The 17700-nt window shown below is 64.1% G+C and carries 13 protein-coding genes; 8 read left to right on the forward strand and 5 right to left on the reverse strand.

The genetic code is table 11. The features are described from left to right. Window positions 1–30: 30 nt before the first annotated feature. Window positions 31–2217: a penicillin-binding protein 1A gene (locus ACIGJB_RS18815; protein WP_483733818.1), complete on the reverse strand. Its 2187-nt coding sequence runs from the start codon at window positions 2215–2217 to the stop codon at window positions 31–33. 237 nt (window positions 2218–2454) lie between these two features. Here ACIGJB_RS18815 and ACIGJB_RS18820 point away from each other — a divergent pair, with 237 nt between their 5' ends. Beyond that, the gene (locus ACIGJB_RS18820; protein WP_483733819.1) at window positions 2455–2694 is read left to right on the forward strand and encodes a hypothetical protein; all 240 of its coding nucleotides are present in this window, start codon (window positions 2455–2457) and stop codon (window positions 2692–2694) included. Beyond that, the gene (locus tag ACIGJB_RS18825) at window positions 2621–3607 is read left to right on the forward strand and encodes a Bug family tripartite tricarboxylate transporter substrate binding protein (protein WP_483733820.1); all 987 of its coding nucleotides are present in this window, start codon (window positions 2621–2623) and stop codon (window positions 3605–3607) included. Before ACIGJB_RS18820 ends, ACIGJB_RS18825 begins: the two co-directional genes overlap by 74 nt. 128 nt (window positions 3608–3735) lie before the next feature. Here ACIGJB_RS18825 and ACIGJB_RS18830 read toward each other — a convergent pair whose 3' ends face one another. The 3 genes from ACIGJB_RS18830 to ACIGJB_RS18840 form a co-directional block, all read right to left on the reverse strand. Beyond that, complete coding sequence (locus ACIGJB_RS18830) at window positions 3736–4560, reverse strand: 3-oxoadipate:acetyl-CoA acetyltransferase (protein ID WP_483733821.1); 825 nt, start codon at window positions 4558–4560, stop codon at window positions 3736–3738. 680 nt (window positions 4561–5240) lie between these two features. After that, window positions 5241–6029 carry a 2-dehydro-3-deoxyglucarate aldolase gene (gene garL / locus ACIGJB_RS18835; protein WP_483733822.1) on the reverse strand — a complete coding sequence of 263 codons (789 nt, stop codon included), beginning with the start codon at window positions 6027–6029 and terminating at the stop codon, window positions 5241–5243. A 15-nt stretch (window positions 6030–6044) separates the two neighbouring features. Then, window positions 6045–7139 carry a malate/lactate/ureidoglycolate dehydrogenase gene (locus ACIGJB_RS18840; protein WP_483733823.1) on the reverse strand — a complete coding sequence of 365 codons (1095 nt, stop codon included), beginning with the start codon at window positions 7137–7139 and terminating at the stop codon, window positions 6045–6047. A gap of 458 nt (window positions 7140–7597) precedes the next feature. Between ACIGJB_RS18840 and ACIGJB_RS18845 the strand changes: the two genes are divergently transcribed. Next, complete coding sequence (locus ACIGJB_RS18845) at window positions 7598–11497, forward strand: autotransporter outer membrane beta-barrel domain-containing protein (protein ID WP_483733824.1); 3900 nt, start codon at window positions 7598–7600, stop codon at window positions 11495–11497. Between the two features lie 146 nt (window positions 11498–11643). Here ACIGJB_RS18845 and ACIGJB_RS18850 read toward each other — a convergent pair whose 3' ends face one another. Further along, window positions 11644–12501, reverse strand: a complete 858-nt coding sequence (locus ACIGJB_RS18850) for an alpha/beta hydrolase (protein ID WP_483734723.1) — start codon at window positions 12499–12501, stop codon at window positions 11644–11646. A gap of 137 nt (window positions 12502–12638) precedes the next feature. Between ACIGJB_RS18850 and ACIGJB_RS18855 the strand changes: the two genes are divergently transcribed. The 5 genes from ACIGJB_RS18855 to ACIGJB_RS18875 all read left to right on the forward strand — a co-directional run bounded on the left by ACIGJB_RS18855 (window position 12639) and on the right by ACIGJB_RS18875 (window position 17624). After that, window positions 12639–13424 (forward strand): AraC family transcriptional regulator, encoded by a 786-nt coding sequence (locus ACIGJB_RS18855; protein ID WP_483733825.1) that lies wholly within the window; start codon window positions 12639–12641, stop codon window positions 13422–13424. A gap of 153 nt (window positions 13425–13577) precedes the next feature. Next, window positions 13578–14042 (forward strand): RidA family protein, encoded by a 465-nt coding sequence (locus tag ACIGJB_RS18860; RefSeq protein WP_483733826.1) that lies wholly within the window; start codon window positions 13578–13580, stop codon window positions 14040–14042. Window positions 14043–14045: 3 nt separating this feature from the next. Continuing rightward, the gene (locus tag ACIGJB_RS18865; RefSeq protein WP_483733827.1) at window positions 14046–15416 is read left to right on the forward strand and encodes an adenylosuccinate synthetase; all 1371 of its coding nucleotides are present in this window, start codon (window positions 14046–14048) and stop codon (window positions 15414–15416) included. Then, a complete protein-coding gene (locus ACIGJB_RS18870) occupies window positions 15413–16039 on the forward strand; it encodes a pyridoxamine 5'-phosphate oxidase family protein (protein WP_483733828.1) in 627 nt (208 codons plus the stop codon). Before ACIGJB_RS18865 ends, ACIGJB_RS18870 begins: the two co-directional genes overlap by 4 nt. Window positions 16040–16250: 211 nt before the next feature. Further along, window positions 16251–17624, forward strand: a complete 1374-nt coding sequence (locus ACIGJB_RS18875) for an MFS transporter (RefSeq protein WP_483733829.1) — start codon at window positions 16251–16253, stop codon at window positions 17622–17624. Window positions 17625–17700: the final 76 nt, after the last annotated feature.

The following is a 17700-nucleotide window of genomic DNA, read 5'->3' on the forward strand; positions in this document are numbered from 1 at the left end:
AGGAGGCTGAATCCGGGCGCTGATGTCCTGTCAGAATCGCCAGAAGAGGAAGCGATGCTGCCGGGGCCTGGCCGCGGGAGGAGGGCGCTTTGCGGGGCTGAAGCGCGCGCCGGGATCAATCGCCTTCGCGCGCAGCGCCATGTCATAGAAGGCGCCCACCATTGGCAGGGCGCTGCGCGCCCCCTGGCTCCAATAGCTGCCAAGGGTCACGCGTCCATCGTCGAAGCCCACCCACGCGCCCGCGACGAGCTGCGGGTGCATGAGGATGAACCAGCTATCGGCGTTGTCCTGCGTCGTTCCCGTCTTGCCGGCCACGTCAGCGCGAATCCCGAAGCGCGTTCGGATATCCGAGCCGGTGCCGCGCGTGACGACATCGCGCATCACGTCGACCAGCGTCAGCGCGGCGCCGGTGGGTAGCGCAGCGGCTGGCGCGGCGCCCGCAAACTCGGCCAGAACCTTGCCATGGGGATCCTCGATGCGGGTCACCATGCGCGGCGCGACATAGTTGCCACGGTTGGCGATCGTCGCGTATGCCGAAACCATTTCCCTGAGCGTCACCGGGCTCGTGCCGAGCGCAAGCGAAGGCACCGGTTCGAGCGGGCTCTCGCGTACGCCCATCGCCTGCGCCAGGCGTGCGACCTTTTCGGGGCCCTGCTTTTGCATGAGCTGCGCCGTGATGCGATTGCGCGAGAACGCCAGCGCGTCGCGCAGCGTCATGGGCCGGTCGGTAGGGGGTTCGGCGTCGGTCGGCCGCCAGACGGCATGATCGGCCAGCGGGATGGCCACGTTGCGGTCGACGATGGTATCGCCTGGCTGGGCGCCGCCTGCGAACGCTGCGCCATAGACGAACGGTTTGAATGTCGAGCCCGGCTGGCGGCGCGCCTGTTGCACGTGATCGAACGGCTCGGCACGGAAGTCGGGGCTGCCGACCCAGGCCTTGATATCACCGCTGCGTGGATCGATCGCGACGAACCCGGCCTGGACCTGGGTCTTGCCGCGGCAGAGTGCGCGTACGAAGCTGGGATTGGACGCGAGGTTCCTGAGTGCGCTCAGGTCCGTTTGTCCGGCCCCGCGTGCGGCGCGGTATTCGGAAGTCTGCCGCATGAATGCCTGGAACAGGTCATTGCCTGGCCAGCAGCCCGTATGCTCGTTCCATGCCTGGTTCGCGATCCATTGCAACTGATTCGTCTGCCAGGCCAACGCCTGCGTGGCCATGGATTGCAAGCGGAAATCGATCGTCGTGCGCACCACCAGCCCATCGGCGTAGAGGTTGTAGCCATTGCGATCGGCCCACGCGCTCAACCATTTACGCAACTGCGCCGCAAAATGCGGTGCGGCACCCGGCGGCTCGGTCTGCGGCGCGAATTCGACGTGGAGCGGCGCGCGTTCGAGCCGGGCGTAGGCATCGGCCTCGAGCTTGCCGTACTTGTGCATCTGCCCGAGTACGGTGTTTCGCCGCTGCAGTGCCCGCTCGGGATTGAGGACCGGGTTATAGGTGCTGTTGGCCTTCAGCATGCCGACGAGCGTCGCGCTTTCAAGAATATCGAGCCGGTCGGCCGATTTTCCGAAGTAGGTGCGGGCGGCCATTTCAACACCGTAGGCGTTGTACAGGAACGGTACCGTGTTCAGGTAGGTCTCGAGGATCTGGTCCTTGCTGTACACCGATTCGATCTTGAAGGCCGTGATGGCTTCCCTCAGCTTGCGAGTCAGCGTTGGCGCACGGCCGATGTCGTCGGGGTAGAGGTTGCGCGCCAGTTGCTGCGTAATCGTCGAACCACCCTGCCGGTCGCCGGAAAACGTATGCAGTGCAGCCGCCGCCGTCCGCATCAAGTCGATGCCGTGATGGTCATAGAAGCGGCGATCTTCCGTCGCGATCAATGCGGCCACGACGTGGGGCGAGATTTGCCTGAGCGGCACCCACGCGCGATTGACCGGCTTGAGTTCATCCAGGATTTTGCCGTCAGCCGACAGGATCAAAGCGGGCCGATCGATGCGGGCCTTGCGGATGTCACCGAGCGTCGGCGTCGAGCGGATGAGTGCGAGCGTAAACAGCAGGAAGAGTGCCGACAAGGCGACGAGCGCGAGGGTGACGCCGCGTCGTGTCGGGTGGCGAAGCTGGCTTCGGGCACTGTCGAGAAGGCGCCCGGATGTCGCTTTGCAGGCTGCCGCCAAAGGACGGATGCGGGCGAGCCACCGTGCGCAATGCGCGCGAAACACAATGACAGGGCGGCGATTCACGGCGGCAGGGGCTGAAGAAAAGCGCGATCGTACCAAAGCCTCCGGGGGCTTCCACCGGCAAATGGCGGCCGTGGCGCCGGTATTTACAGACGATTACATCTTTCGATGGCACGAGCGCAGAGGCTACCCAGGCCGATCCGGCGAGAGCGCAGCACTCGCCACGTCCGCATGACTCAAGTGGCGATTGGAGCCTCAGCTGCAACGGAGCGGGCGCCCATGGACTTCCCCTGCCTTTGTTCGCTTATCGCGCAAATCTCCACGCAGACCGTTGTTCTTGCCTACCTCTCCGACGCCGCCGCACGGAAAATGGATCCGCCGATCGGATCGGCTGTGAATGCCCTCCAGGAAGAAGGCAGGGCGCGCATGACAATGAAGGATGGAGATGAAATTGAGCGTCAAGAAACATTGGGTCAGCATGGTGCAGATTGCGGCAATCGCCTGCGTGGCGTTGGGTAACCATGCCGTCGCCGCGGATGCCTGGCCCGCCAAGCCGATCAAAGTGATCGTTCCCTATACGCCGGGCGGATCGACCGACACGGTGTCGCGCGTGGTGTTCGAGAAGGTCTCCCAAAGTCTCGGGCAGCCGATCATCATCGAGAACAAGCCGGGCGCGAACAGCACGCTGGGGGTCGGCGTCGCGGCCCGCTCGGCGGCGGACGGCTATACCTTTGTGTCGATCCTTGCCGCGTACAGCGCCAACATGTCGTTGTATTCAAAGCTGAGCTACAAGCCGTCCGACCTGGTGCCGGTTGCGCAAATGGCGGAGCTGCCGCTGTTCCTGTTTTCCAGCAAGAAGCTCCCCGTCAAAACGGTGTCCGAGCTCGTCGCCTACGGCAAGGCGCATCCTGACACGCTGACCTTTGGCTCCAGCGGCGTCGGCAGCTCGGCGCACCTGACCGGCGAGCGCTTCGCGATGGAATCGAAGGTGAAGATGACCCACATCCCGTACAACGGTAGCGCGCCGATCTTGCCGGCGCTCGTTTCGGGCGAGGTCTCGGTGGCGTTCGATCCGTTGCTCGTGCCGATGCCGCATGCGAAGCAGGGCAAGATCAACGTGCTGGCGGTCGCCTCGGCCAAGCGCTGGCCTGGCGAGCCGAACATCCCGACCATGGAAGAAGCGGGCTTTCCGGGCTTCGTGATGAGCTCGTGGACCGGACTCCTCGCGCCGGCAGGCACGCCACCGGCAATTGTCGACCGGATGGCAAAGGAGATCGCCATGGCCGTGCGCAACCCGGATGTGGCGAAGAAGCTGACCGACCTGGGCTTCGTGCCGGTGAGTGGTACGCCGGACGAGTTTCGCAAGCTGATCGATCGGGACATTGCGCGTTACGGTGCAATCGTCAAGGCGGGCAAGATCTCGCTCGACTAGGATCCGTTCCGCAGGCTGCGCAGCTGCGTAGCCTGGTGCCGGAACAGCTCGAATTCGGCGCGATCACGCTGCTGTGTCTGTTGACGTTCCGCTCGTCCCGCTTGTCGCGCGCGATGCGCCGATACGGCTCAGTTCAGATTCAGCATCTCGCGCGCCTGAGCGGCGGTCGCGACCGGGCGACCATACTCCTCGCACAGCTCGGCAACCTGGCGCACGAGCGCGGCATTGGATGGGGCGAGCGTGTTCTTGTCCATCCGCACATTGTCCTCGAGTCCGGTGCGGCAGTGGCCGCCGAGTTCGAGTGACCAGCGAGCCATCGTCATTTGATGGCGTCCAATGCCGGCGCCGGTCCATGTCGCATCGGGCGAAAGGCGCTTGAGGGTACGAATGTAGAACTCGAGCACGTCGCGGTCGACGGGCATAGCGTTCTTGATGCCCATGACGAACTGGATGTGCAGGGGACCGACGATCGCGTCCGCCGCCTGCATTGCTGCCGCCTGGAAGATCATCGACAGGTCGAAGGCCTCGACTTCGGGCTTGATGCCGTAGGCCTTCATTTCGGCGGCGAGCCAGTCGACCAGGTCAGGCGGGTTGTCATAGACGCGGGTGGGGAAATTGACCGAGCCGGTCGCCAGCGATGCCATGTCGGGCCGCAGCGACAGCATGGCGCCGCGCTCATTGCCGGCCCCGGAGCGACCGCCGGTGGACACCTGGGTAATCATGCCGGGCGCGTGCTTGCGAATGCCGTCAAGCACCAGGGCAAAGCGATCGGGATTGGACGTGGGGGTTTCGTCATCGTTGCGGACATGGAGATGAACCAGGGTCGCCCCCGCTTCGAATGCTGCCTGGGTCGATTCCACCTGTTCGCTCACTGTGATCGGCACGGCCGGATTGTCTTTCTTGCGCGGCAGGGATCCCGTGATCGCGACAGAAATGATGCAGGGCTTGGTCATGCTTGATCTCAGTAAGATGGCTGGGGGGCATTTCGGCCGGTGCCTCCGGGGACACTGGGAGGCGACCTCTGGCGCTCGGTTGGCGCTGTGCTGGTGTCCGTATTGCTCGACACCATGCTTGCATCGTATGAGCGGCTGCCGGGCTGCGTCCAATACTGATTGGGTTTGCAACGATACGGGGAGAGTATCGAATGGTGTCGGCGCCGCTGCGCGCACTCAGTGAAAACCGAAGGGGACGGCATGAAATGGAAGCACCAGCATCTGCGCCGTTGATGTCGTCCCGCTGGCCGAATAGTGAGCCGCGCAGCAGCCGAAGGCGATGATGCGATATCGCGGGCAGTGTCGAGCCACGGACAGGTTCGGGGCTGGTTCAATCATTGCTGGAGAGCCTGCAGACTGACGCGCTCCACGCGGCAGGCAGCCGGGCAGACTCTGAAGCGAATACCCGTACGAAATTCTTCGCACGCTACGATCAATATTCGCCCGTTAGGGCAAGTCAACGCGTTTCTTGGTTACTTCTTGTCGCTTGGACAAGAAGTAACTCGCCGGCTACGCCGGCGAAACAGCGGCGTTTGCCAAGAGCGAAAACCCAATCATTGCCAGAGACGCCCCGCCGGCTACGCCGGCAAAACAGCGGCGCCAGCCAAGAGCGACGACCCGGTCATAACCAGAGAACGCCATCACGCAAACCTCTCCCTCAACCCCCTAGCCGCATCCCTCAACAAAACATGATCCAACCCCACAGCCACAAAATGCATCCCCATATCGAGATACCGCCGCGCATCCGCCTCCACCGCCGTTAGCGTCCCGATCGCTTTCCCGGCCTGATTGGCCGCATCGCACACCTGCTGCACAGCGGCCTGCACCTCGGCGTGATTCGGATTGCCAAGATGCCCATACCCCGCCGCCAGATCGTTCGGGCCAATAAGAATCCCATCCACCCCCGGCTCCGCGCAGATCTCGGCAATCGCCTCCACCCCCTTGCGGCTTTCAATCTGCACCAGCACGCAGATGTTCTCGTTGATAGTCTTGAAGAAGTCCGGCAGCGTGCCATAGCGATTCTGCCGCTGCACACCCGACACGCCCCGCACCCCATCCGGCGGATAACGCGTCGCGCGCACCGCGCGACGCGCTTCTTCCGCTGACTCCACGAACGGGATCAGGAAATTGTAGAAGCCGATATCCAGCAGCCGCTTGATCATGACCGGGTCATTCCACGGCGGCCGCACCACCGGCGCACTGACGCTGTCCTTCAGCGCCATCAGCTGCGGTGCGAGCGTCAGCACATCGTTGGGCGAATGCTCGCCATCGAGCAGCAACCAGTCGAAGCCGGCCAGGCCGATGATCTCGCTGGTCACGGGCTGCCCAAGCGAACTCCACAAGCCGATCAGGCGCTTGCGTGCCAGGATGTCGGCGCGAAACTTGTTAGGCAGCGGATGGATCTGGGGCAGATGCGGGGTAGTGGTCATCGTCGGAACTCCTGTTCAGTTGGCCGCAAGGGCGGAAAGCGGGCCGGGCGACTTGCCGCGTGCCTGCAACACGCGCGCAGCGGCATCGTCCAGCTGGGTCAGCGTGCCGCTATCCACGGGAATCCATTCAGCACGTTCACGGCGCCAGGCCCGCTCGGGATCGCCAGGTAACTGGATGGCATCGTTCCCCGGCTGGAGGCGCGAGGCCTTCATCCACTCGACGAACGCTTCCACTTCATGGCCGAACGTGATGCTGCTGCCGAGCCGCGCCGGATCGAAGATGATGGCCAGCATGTTGTTCCAGACCGCGTGCTCGTGTGTGAGCGTCTCGGGCCGGATCGTGTGGCCGCCCGTCACGGCCGCGCCCAGCAGTTCGCACATCACGGCCAGCACGTAACCCTTGTGCTCGCCGAACGTGCGCAGCGCGCCTTGCGGCGTACCAGGGTGCGGAAACATGACGGCAGGGTCGTCGGTCGGATGGCCGTTCGCGTCCATCAGGCAGCCGGGCGGCACCGGCACGCCCTTGTTGTTGGCCACGCGCACCTTGCCCAGCGCGATGGCGCTGGTGGCAAAGTCGAGCACCAGCGGCGGCTGTCCGGCCACCGGCACGCCGATCGTGAACGGGTTGGTGCCGAAGCGCGGATCATAGCCGCCATGCGGCGCGACGATTGGCTTGGACAGCACGTTCACGAAGTGGATCGAGATCATGCCGGCCGCAGTCGCCTGTTCGGCCCAGTGGCCCACGCGCCCGAGGTGGTGCGAGCGGCGCAACCCCAGCACGCATACGCCATGCTCGCGCGCGCGCTCGATGCCCAGCCGCATCGCCTGCTCGGTCACGGCCTGGCCCATGCCACGATTGCCATCGAGGCTCAGGATGCCGCCCGATTCATGCACCACGCTGACCTGCTGGTTCAGCTGCAACTGATCTCCCTGCCACGACATCACGTACTTGGGGATCATGCCCACGCCATGCGAATCGTGGCCTGACAGGTTGGCCCCGACCAGATGGTCGGCGGTCAACACGGCCTCGCGTTGATCGGACCCGGCCGCCAGCCAGAGGTCGACGACCCATCGATGCAGGCCGGCGGTCGGGATTCGGTGCTCACTCATGCTGACTCCAGGTGAAGTGGGTTTCGTTAATCGGGTTGTGCAATTTTGCACCATGCGCAATGCCAGCCGTGCCGGCAGCGGATTACGCAAGAATGTCACCCGTCCGGGTGACCGGGTTCCTCGCATGGGGTAGCGTGCAAAAACATGCGACCAGCGCCCCGCGATCGACACTGAAGGCGCCAATGGCCAAACAAAACATTTAAATGTCACCAAAGAAATAGTGAATTGCCCTTTCCATCTGCATTACCACATCATGAAATAGCCAGATACCGGCCAGGCACGCCGGCGTCGGCCTGTGGGGGTATCCGAATCCAGATGGAATTGGCAGCCATGGTCTGGGCTCTGTGGCGAATTACCCGCTATGGTCACTGAGCAGCCCGCGAAAGGTGATGCTTATGCTGGTCGTGCAGAACAGGCGACGAACTGCTCGCAGGCGTGCAGGAGTGGGCAAGCATCGGTTGACATCGCTGGCAAAGGTGGTCGCCGGACTTGTCTACGCCGGCTCCGTGCATGGCCAGTCCAATGTCACGCCTTCCGGCACGTATGGGCCAGGCTACTACGGCACGGCGTTTCAGTTCTTCGGCACCGACGGGGTCATACAGGGCGGCACGACCATCTATCCCGAGCCGCCATACCCGACGGGATTCGGTGGTGCCGGGGTGTCGGTGGCGAGGCTCGGAGCCGCGACGATCAATCCCGACCTCGGCCCTGGGCCGGGGTCCATCTACATCCGGTCCGACTATCGCGCCGGAGCCCCCAACACCGCACTGTACGTGGCCAACGGCAGGTTGACGGTGGTCGGCAGCAGTGATCCGTCGCGGCTCACCTATGCGCAGGGCTACGGCGAAAGCGCGCACGGCATCTACATCCCCGGAGAAACCGGTCCGTCCGTGTTCGAGGGTGCGCGCATGTTCATGTCTGCCGACGGTACCGATGCCAATGCCATCCGCGCCTATGGCGGCTTTGCATCGGCCACCGTTTCCGACTCCACCTTGCTGACCACCGGCAACGGCCACGGCGTGCTGGCGTGGACCAATGCGCTGGTCAGGCTGAACAACACCGATGTCACGGTGCAGGGCGCAGGCGCGTACGGCATCTACGCGTACCTTGGCGCCACCATCGAGACGACCGGCGGCACGGTCAATACCAGTCTGGCCGATGCCCGCGGGCTGTATCTCAACGGGGCCACAGGCAAGCTCAATGGCACCATCGTCACCACGCAAGGCGCCAATGCCTATGGCATCCAGGCCGTGACGACGAACCTGTCGGTGACCGGCGGCGCAGTCGGGACCCGTGGCAACTCGGCGTACGGCCTGTACCTGTACGGCAACACAACCACGACCGTCGATGGCACGTCGATCACCACGGCGGGCACCAGCGCGCACGGCATCTTCGTGAGCAGCGGATCGCTCAACATGAACAACACCACAGTCACTGCCACCGGGGCCAGCGCGCGCGGAATCTACGTCGCGGGCGGCGCGGTCGCCGTGGCGACCCAGAGCCGCTTCGGCGCGCAAGGGGACGCCGGCATGGGAACGTGGGTCAATGGTGCGGGCTCATCGCTCACGATGACAGGCGGTTCCCTGAGCGGCACGCAGGCGAACGGCCACGGCGCCTACGTCAGCAGCGGCGGCGTCCTGCGCGCCACGGACACGGCGATCTCCAGCGGCGCCGCCGTTGGCGTCTATGCGGTAGGCACCACCGTGGAACTGACGCGCGGCACCGTATTCGGCGGCGCCTACGGCGTCTACCTGTCCGACGGCGCGACGCTGCGTGCGAACGGCACGGTCATCACCGCGGGCAATGGCGCGACCCGTGGCGTGCAGGCGACGGGCTCGGTACTGGAGCTGAGCGACGTGACGGTCAACACCGCGACGGCCGAAGACCACGCCGTCTATGCCTATAACGGCTCCGCGCTGCAGGCTCGCAATCTCGTGCTCAACACGCAGGGGCAGAACGCCTACGGCTTGCGTCTGATCGGGGCGCCTTCGGCGAACATCGACGGCATGACGGTGCGGACCTCCGGCGCCGGCGCCCACGGCGCGATCTTCGAAGGCGGCGCCAGCACCTATACCGGCAGCGATTTCGACATCGCGACCACTGGGGGCGGCATCGGCCTCTACGCGTGGCAGAAGAGCACCGTGAGCGTGGCGGGCGGGCGTATCGATACAGGTGCGGCCACGTCTGCCCACGGCATCTACATCGACAATGCCGCGGTCGATCTGACATCGAACGCACAGGGTGCCGGCGTCAGCGTGACGACAGGCGGCGCCGCGGCGCATGCGGTACGGATCAGCTCAGGCGGGCGCCTGAGCGCGACCAATGCGTCGCTGCATGCTGCAGGCGCCGGTGCTGCAGGCCTCTACCTGCTCGGCGTTGCCGATGCGGCTTCGGCCACCGCCATCGCCAACGCCCCCTTGGCAGCGGCTCCCGTGGCACCGCCCAATGACGACGGCTCGCCGACGCCGTCGCCAGGGTTGCCGCCGGTGCCGTTGCTGGGACAAGCGCAGAACACCACGGAGTCGGTTACGCTGACCGGCAGCTCGGTCGTGTCCGATGCGGGTGCCGCCATCAACGTAGCCGGCGGTTCCGCCACGATCACCGCGACCAGTTCGGTCATCAGCGGCGTGGCCGCGTTGCAGGTGCAGGGCCGGCTGGACAGCTCCGGCGGTACGCCGGTGACTGTGCCAGGCATTGCCACGCTGAACGCCAGCGCATCGACGCTTACGGGCGCCGCGCTGACCAGCGCCGACAGCCGGTCGACATTGAACCTGTCGAATGGCAGCCGCTGGAACGTCACGGGCAATTCCGTGCTGACGAACCTCGGCAACGACAACAGCGTGATCGATGTCCAGGCGGCGCCCGGCTTGCCGTTGGGACGACGGAGGATCGAGGCAGTGAGCCCGATACCGGGCAACGCGTACCGGACCGTCTCGGTCACCGCCGACTACGCGGGAAACAACGGCGTGGTAGCGCTCAATACGTTCCTCGATACGGGCGGCAGCTTGTCCCGGCAGTTTTCGGATCGCCTGCTGATATCGGGCAATGCCAGCGGCACCACCGCTGTCCGGATCAAGCCGGTGGCGACGAGCACCGGTGCCGTGACATCGCCCAACGGCATTATCGATGCGAGGGAAGGGATCTCGGTGGTGCAGGTTGCCGGCAGCGCTGCCGCGAATACGTTTTCGCTTGCGGGCGGCTATGTCACCGCGGCCAACTCGCCGCACGCCTATCGGCTGTATGCCTATGGTCCTGCCTCGGCGCTCGGGGCGGCCGATGCCAACGCGTCCCTGGTCGGCAATGCGTCGGCGTATTGGGATTTCAGGTTGCAGAGTGCGTACGTCGAGCCCGATGGTCCCGTGGACCCCGGCCCGGACGAGCCGCTGCCTGCCGACGCCCGGCCGGAAGTGGCGCCGCAGGTCGCTTCGTATCTCAGTGCGCCCGCGGCATTCCTGCACGCGGGGATGATCGACATCGACTCCCTGCACCGCCGCCTTGGCGAGATCCGGGACGACCGCGACGTGGCGCGCGACAACGGCCCGGGGGAGATGTTCTTTCGCGCCTATGGTGGCAACTTCCGCTATTCCACGAACCTGCCGTTCGAGCGGTATGGGTACGATGCCGCGGGCGACTATGCGGCGATCCATCTGGGCGGCAACGTGTTCAGGCAGGAGGGCGAGGACGGCATCTGGCGCTTCGGCCTCGCGGGCTCGGTCGGATGGCTTCACGTTTCACCTTATGCCGTGGACGGCCAAAGCCGGACGCGCGCCACGACCTACCGTGTCAGCGGCTACGGCACTTACCAGAGCAACGCGGGGTGGTACGTAGACAGCATCCTCTCGGGAGGCTGGTTTGACGGCGACGTCGCCACGCAAGCACGCGGCAGAGCCAGTTCGATGAACGGGAGCCTTTTTGCCGCGTCGGTCGAGGCGGGCTATCCGTTCGCGCTGGCCTATGGATTGAATCTGGAGCCGCAGCTCCAACTGGTCGGGCAGCATGTGGGCTTCCGCAACACCATCGACATCGATGACCTAGAGGTCAACATCGGCGCGCAGAATCAGCTGGTAGGCCGCGCGGGCTTGCGCCTGACCCGGCCCGTAGCGGTTGCGGCCGGGCGCCTGACGCCGTACTTCGGCTTCGACCTTTTTCACGCCTTCACGGGCGGCACCAACGTACAGGTCGGCGAAGAGCGCTTTGAATCGGGGAAGCTTGGGGATGCCTACCAGTTGTCGGTGGGGATCAATGGCATGCCGACAGGCAAGGTGTCGCTCTACGGGCGGGTTTCATACCAGCATGCACTGGGTACGGCGGGCGTGCAGGGGTGGCTGTTCAATGCTGGTATGCGGTATTTGTTTTAAAGACTTCATTCTGCGCGTCATACGCTTGACGACATGTGGTTCACCGCCGGCCGATAGCGATTCGTTCGCGAGAGATCGGCCGGTTCGCTTGCAATGGCTGGCCGGGTTAGCGACGGCAAGCGTGCGGGCGGGTCGGAACTCAGCCTTCAGCCAGGCTCGATCATGCACAGGACAGCCGCTGAAAGGGCTCCGTTGCTATTGCCAAGCAGATCGACCGCATCGAAGTGATGCCCGCCATCCTGCGGCACAATCTGCACGTCAAAGCCGCATTCGGTCAGCAGTGCCTGGTATTCACGCTGGAGCCGGTGGTACTCCGGAGACTCATCTCCGCCGACCGTCAGGATCATCGGCAGTTTTACCAGCGGGAGATGGTGTATCGGGCTGTAGCTTGCCACGTCCGCTTCGGTCAAGCGGACCGCCTTGTTGAGATAGCACAGGCGGATGGGCTCCAGGTCATACAGGCCACTGATCGCGCAGCCGCCCTTGACGACATCCGCAGGTACGCCGAGCGTTTCCCAATCGGTTCCCGCGAGCGTGGCGGTCAGATGTCCGCCGGCCGAGTGGCCCGAGATAAAAATCCGGTTCGCGTCGAATCCCAGTTCCGCTGCGTGGCGATAAAGCCAGGCCACGGCATCGCGATTGTCGCGCACGATTTCCGCCATGCCGACATCAGGGGCCAGGCGGTAGTTCACCACAGCCACATTGACATCGTGCTGCAGGTAGGGCGCCGCAACGTAGCTGAAGTCGGACTTGTCCAGCGATTGCCAATAGCCGCCATGGATAAAGACGAGCAACGGACGGCCTGCGGTGCGCGCAGGAAAGAAGTCCAGCGCCTGCTTGATGTCCGGACCGTAGGCAAGATTTTCCCTTACCGGATTAGCGCGGCGAAACGCCGCGCTGGTCTTCTCCCATGCTTCGAAGATGTCCTGGAAGCCGGGGATGCCCGCCCTGACGTTGTACTGCTGGTCCAGCTGTTCCTGATTGAAGTTTCGATACACTGACATTACATTTGGCTCCAGACTGTTGGATCGATGTTTCGATTCCATTCGATCATTGCGACGCAATTTGCGTCCGGCCAAAGATACTTGCCGGCGTACGGTGCGGCGCGCCCCTGGATGACAACGACGATCGCAAAGACGCCATGTTTGGAAAGAGCGAAAACCGGGATGACTACCAGGCGATAGACCGGCCGGTGGGCGGCATGGCGCGCAAGCTGCAGGATGGATTCTATATCGGCGCGCATTCCCACCCACGCGGCCAGCTGATTTACGCCTATGTCGGCGCCATCCTGGTGACCACCGACTTCGGATCGTGGGTGGTCCCGCCGCAGCGCGCGGTGTGGGTGCCCTGTGACGTCGAGCATGCCATGCAAGCCTGCGGCGACGTCGAGATGCGAACGGTCTATATCCGTGCCGATGCCATTCCGGGAGAGCTGCGCGACTGTTGCGTCGTCGCCGTCCCGCCCTTGCTGAGAGAGCTGATTTCGGCGGTGGTCCGCATGCCCGTGGCCTACGACGAAAGCGGTCGTGATGGCATCGTGGTCGAATTGCTTTTGCAGGACCTGCGGCCGCTTTCCGTCGTGCCGCTGCACTTGCCGATGCCCAAGGATCCGCGGCTAGGCAAGATCTGCGCGAAGATTCTCGAGGATCCGTCCGATGAGACCTCCGTAGAAGCGTGGAGCCGGTCGGTGGGCGCGAGCGAGCGGACCATCATCCGCCTGTTTCCGGACGAAACAGGCATGACCTACAGCCGCTGGAAGCAGCAGGCAAGGCTGATGGCGGCGGTACGGCTGCTCGCCGAGGGATGCCATGTCACGGACATTGCCTTGCAGCTTGGCTACGAGAGTCCGAGTGCCTTCAGTGCCATGTTCAGGCGCGCGCTCGGCATGACACCCACCGAGTACTTCAGGGATATGGCAGGGGAATAGTCAGCGCAGGCAGTTTGGCGTCTGCGCGACATCAACTGGCGTCCCCGCGCGATTCGCATGGGGCACCGTGCGGCACAGTCGGGGTGTCGGCGGATGGCCAGCACCATGCACCATGCAAGCTCCGTCGGCATCTTTCCAAGTCGAGGAGTCAGTATGTCAGTGATGGATCGTATCCAGGCTGCCGGCATTGTCTTGCCCGCGGCCGAAATTCCCAAGGCGCATTATGTTCCCTACACGCTGCACCATGGTTTCCTGACGGTATCGGGACAACTGCCGCTACAGCACGGCAAACCGGCGTTCGTCGGCACGGTTCCCGACGCCATCACGGTCGAAACCGCACAGGAAGCGGCGGGACTGTGCCTGGCCAACTTGCTGGGCTGGGTTGCCGCGGCAGTAGACGGAGACTTCGAACGGATCCGCGGCGTGGTTCGTGTGGGCGGCTACGTTGCGGCGAAACCCGGGTTCAACGATGCGCCGCTGGTCATCAACGCAGCGTCTGAACTTCTGAACCGGATCTTCGGCGAGCGTGGGCGCCACGCACGCGTGGCGATGGGCGTAGCGAGCCTTCCGTTTGGCGCTCCGGTCGAGATCGAAGCAACGTTTGCGCTGGACTTGTAGTCGATGGGCACCGAAACCAGAGCAGGGTATGCGGACGTGCTGGTAGGGCTGCAATACGGCGATGAGGGCAAGGCCCGGGTGATCGACCACCTCGCCGGGGAGTATGACGTGATTGCGCGCTTCAACGGTGGCGCCAATGCGGGCCATACCATCGTCACGCCTGACGGCACCTTGCGGCTACGCCAGGTCCCTTCCGGCGTGCTGCATCCGCGTGCGTCGCTTTACATTGGGTCAGGCTGCGTGATCGGCTTGCAGCAACTGGCGTCCGAAATCGAAATGCTGACCGCGCAAGGGATCGACCTGGCCGGACGGCTGACCATCAGCGACCGGTGTCCAGTCGTCCAGCCCGCCCATATCCTGTCCGACCGCCAGGATGGCGGGCATATTGGCACCACGGGCAACGGCATCGGACCCTGCTATGCGGACCTGGCGGCACGCATGCGGGGCGGTGAGCGATCGGCGTTTCAACTGCGCGACCTGGCGCAGGACGAAAGCCTGGTACTCGAACAGATGATGCGGTTAGTGGCCCAGCGCGAAGACGACAGTGTCCCGGTCTTCATGCATGGGATGCGTCACGCGTGGCGGGTGGTCCGGCCCTTCGTGAGCGACGATCCGCTCTCGCTGCTGCGGCGTGTGGAAGGCGGTGCGCGGGTTCTCTTCGAGGGCGCGCAATCGGTCATGCTCGATGTCGTGCAGGGCACCCAGCCGTGGGTGACGTCCAGCCATACCTTGCCTTCCTATGCCTACGTGGGCGGCGACCTTCCATGCCGCTATCACCGCAAGACCATCGGCGTGGCCAAGGCCATCGTCTCCCGCGTTGGCAGCGGGCCGTTGCCTACGGAACTCGGCGCGCAGCGATCCGAGACCTACTGTGCGGAGGCGGCGCGCAGCGGACGCGGAAAGGCCGACGAGGCTCGGCGCTTCGATCCACACGCGTTGCTCGCGCAAGAGGACCCGTTCTCCATCGGCGTGGCAATCAGGATGCTGTCGAACGAATATGGCACAGGGACCGGACGGCCACGTCGCGTAGGACTGCTCGGCGTCGCTCAACTCCAGCTTGCCGTCCGGCAATTCGGAGTCGACGAGATCTACCTGAACAAATGCGACAGCCTGGCGGCCTTCGCGCGGACGCGCGATCGATGCATTCCTGTCGTCGTTGACGCATGCGATGGCGAAGGCGCGCGAGTGATGCGGTTTCCGGCTTTCGAAGCGGACGCCATTCCGCGTGACGACGCTTCGCCGCTGCCCCCGCAACTGGAAGCCCTGCTGGAATGGCTGGAGGAGGCCCTCCGCCTGCCGCTGCGGGGCATTGGACTAGGTCCTGAACGTGCGCAGATGCGGCAATTCCGGGCTCAACAGCAAGCCATATCATGACCATCGAGACACCCTCCTACTTTCACAGTGAAATGCGTCGTGCCGACCTGGCCTGGACGGACTGGCCAGCCATCGAGGCGTTCCTCAAGGATGAACTGATCTGCCGGGTTGCGGTGCATGACGAGCCGTTTCCCTACGTCACTGCACAGAGCTTTACCTTTACCGGTGACGCGTTCCTGATCCACAGTTCGCGATTCGGCAAGCTTGCGTCAGCGATTCGGGCGAATCCGCGCGTGACGATCGAGGTGGATCGGCCGGTGGCGCTACTGAAGGCGCCCAAGGGGCAGAACACGAGCCTCGAGTACTACAGCGTCATTGCACGATGCGAAGTGAGACTTCGGGAGAGCACGGAGGAAGTGCGTGCCCACCAAAACCAGGCGCTGGACAAATTCCGGCCCGAGAAGGACTATTCGCCGATCGAGGATGGCGCAGCCAGCCAGATCGTTGCCTATCGATGCGAAATTCGTGAGCTGAGCGCGAAGAAGCGCATCTTGGCTGACGGCCAGTACTCGCCGCCGGGCCAGCCGAAGGCGCCGTATTTGCGCTATCCCTTCCCGTCCGGCGCCACGCTTTCCGGCCTGGGACCCGAGGCGTTCGATCCTCACAAGTTCGCTGCGAGGTAGGCCGCGGATATCCGACGATACGAGAGATGCTTCGGCATCTCTCTTTTTTGGGACCAAAGAAAATCGCTTGGCACCTGCGAGACATAGCTTGGCGTTCTCGCACGGGCCTCTGGGGCGTCTCCACGCGACAGTAGCAGGCGATCACGCATCAATGCGTATCGCAACGCCATCAGCGCCTACAAGCGCGGGCATTGAAACTACTGGAGACAAGATGAAACACACCCCACTCGAGCTGATGCGCGTGCGCACCGGCGACCGGCTGGAACGGCTACCCGTATGCGGCTACCACCGTTTTCTGTTCGCCGTCATTGCGTTGGCCTTCTTCTTCGATAATCTCGACCTGGCCATGATGACCTATCTGCTGGGCTCGATCCGGACGGAGTTCGGATTGTCTTCTGCCCAGGCCGGGATGCTCGGCAGTGCGAGCTTCGTCGGCATGGCCATCGGGGCTATCTGTTCCGGGGTCCTGGCGGACCGGTTCGGCCGGAAGCCGGTATTCCAGGTCAGCATGATTATCTGGGGCGTCGGCAGCTATCTTTGCTCCACCGCCAGCAGCCCCATGGAGCTCGGCGCTTATCGCGTCCTGCTGGGCCTGGGCATGGGCATGGAGTTGCCGTTGGCCCAGACGCTGATGTCGGAATTCATTCCGGCACGCCAGCGCGGCAAGTATCTGGCATTGATGGACGGGAACTGGCCGATCGCGTTCATTTGTGCGGGCTTGATGTCCTACTACGTCCTGAGCGCCTATAGCTGGCGGACCATGTTCCTGCTCGGCGCGGTACCGGCGGTCTTCCTGCTCGTGATCCGCCGCTATGTGCCGGAATCCCCGCGCTGGCTGGAATCGCGAGGCCGGCATGCGGAGGCGGCCGAGGTGGTGGAACGTATCGAGAAGTCGGTGATGCGCCGGTTGAAGCTCGACGCGCTGCCCGAAGTCACCCCCATGATCGCCGAGGCAGAGCAAGCCGCATCGGGTCTGCGCGTACTGTGGTCGCAGGCGTATCGCAGCCGGACGCTGACCGTGTGGGGCCTTTGGTTCTTCGCGCTGCTGGGGTTCTATGGCTTGAATACCTGGATCGGTGCATTGCTGCAGCAGTCCGGCGTCGGTGTCACCAAATCCGTCCTTTATACGGTCTATATCTCCATTGGCGGCATCCCCGGGTTCCTGTGCGCAGCATGGGCCGTGGAGCGCCTGGGACGCAAGCCGACATGCGTGGCGACCCTGGTAGGCGGTGCCTGCATGGTGTTCATTTACGGCAGGGTCGCGGGTTCCGGGACTGATGCCACGGCGTTGTTCCTGTCCGGCGGCATGATGCAGTTTTTCATGTTCGGCATGTGGGCGGTGCTCTATACCTACACGCCCGAGCTCTATCCGACGCGTGCGCGCGCCTCGGGTTGCGGGATGGCATCGACGGTGGGGCGCCTGGGTTCGTTGCTCGGGCCGGCACTCGTCGGCTTGGTATTGCCGGTCGCGGGGCAAACTGGCGTGTTCTGTCTGGGCGCCTTGTGTTTTCTCGCGGCAGCGGGAATCGTGTCCCGGTTCGGCATCGAGACCCGGGGTAGGGCGCTGGAGACCATTGCCGACTGAAGCGGCCACGGACACTCAGGTTCAGCGAGGCGAGCAGGTGGCTATGCCTTGCGGGTTCTGTTCTGGACGGCACATC

It is taken from the genome of Cupriavidus sp. C2SS-8b (genome assembly GCF_057073745.1).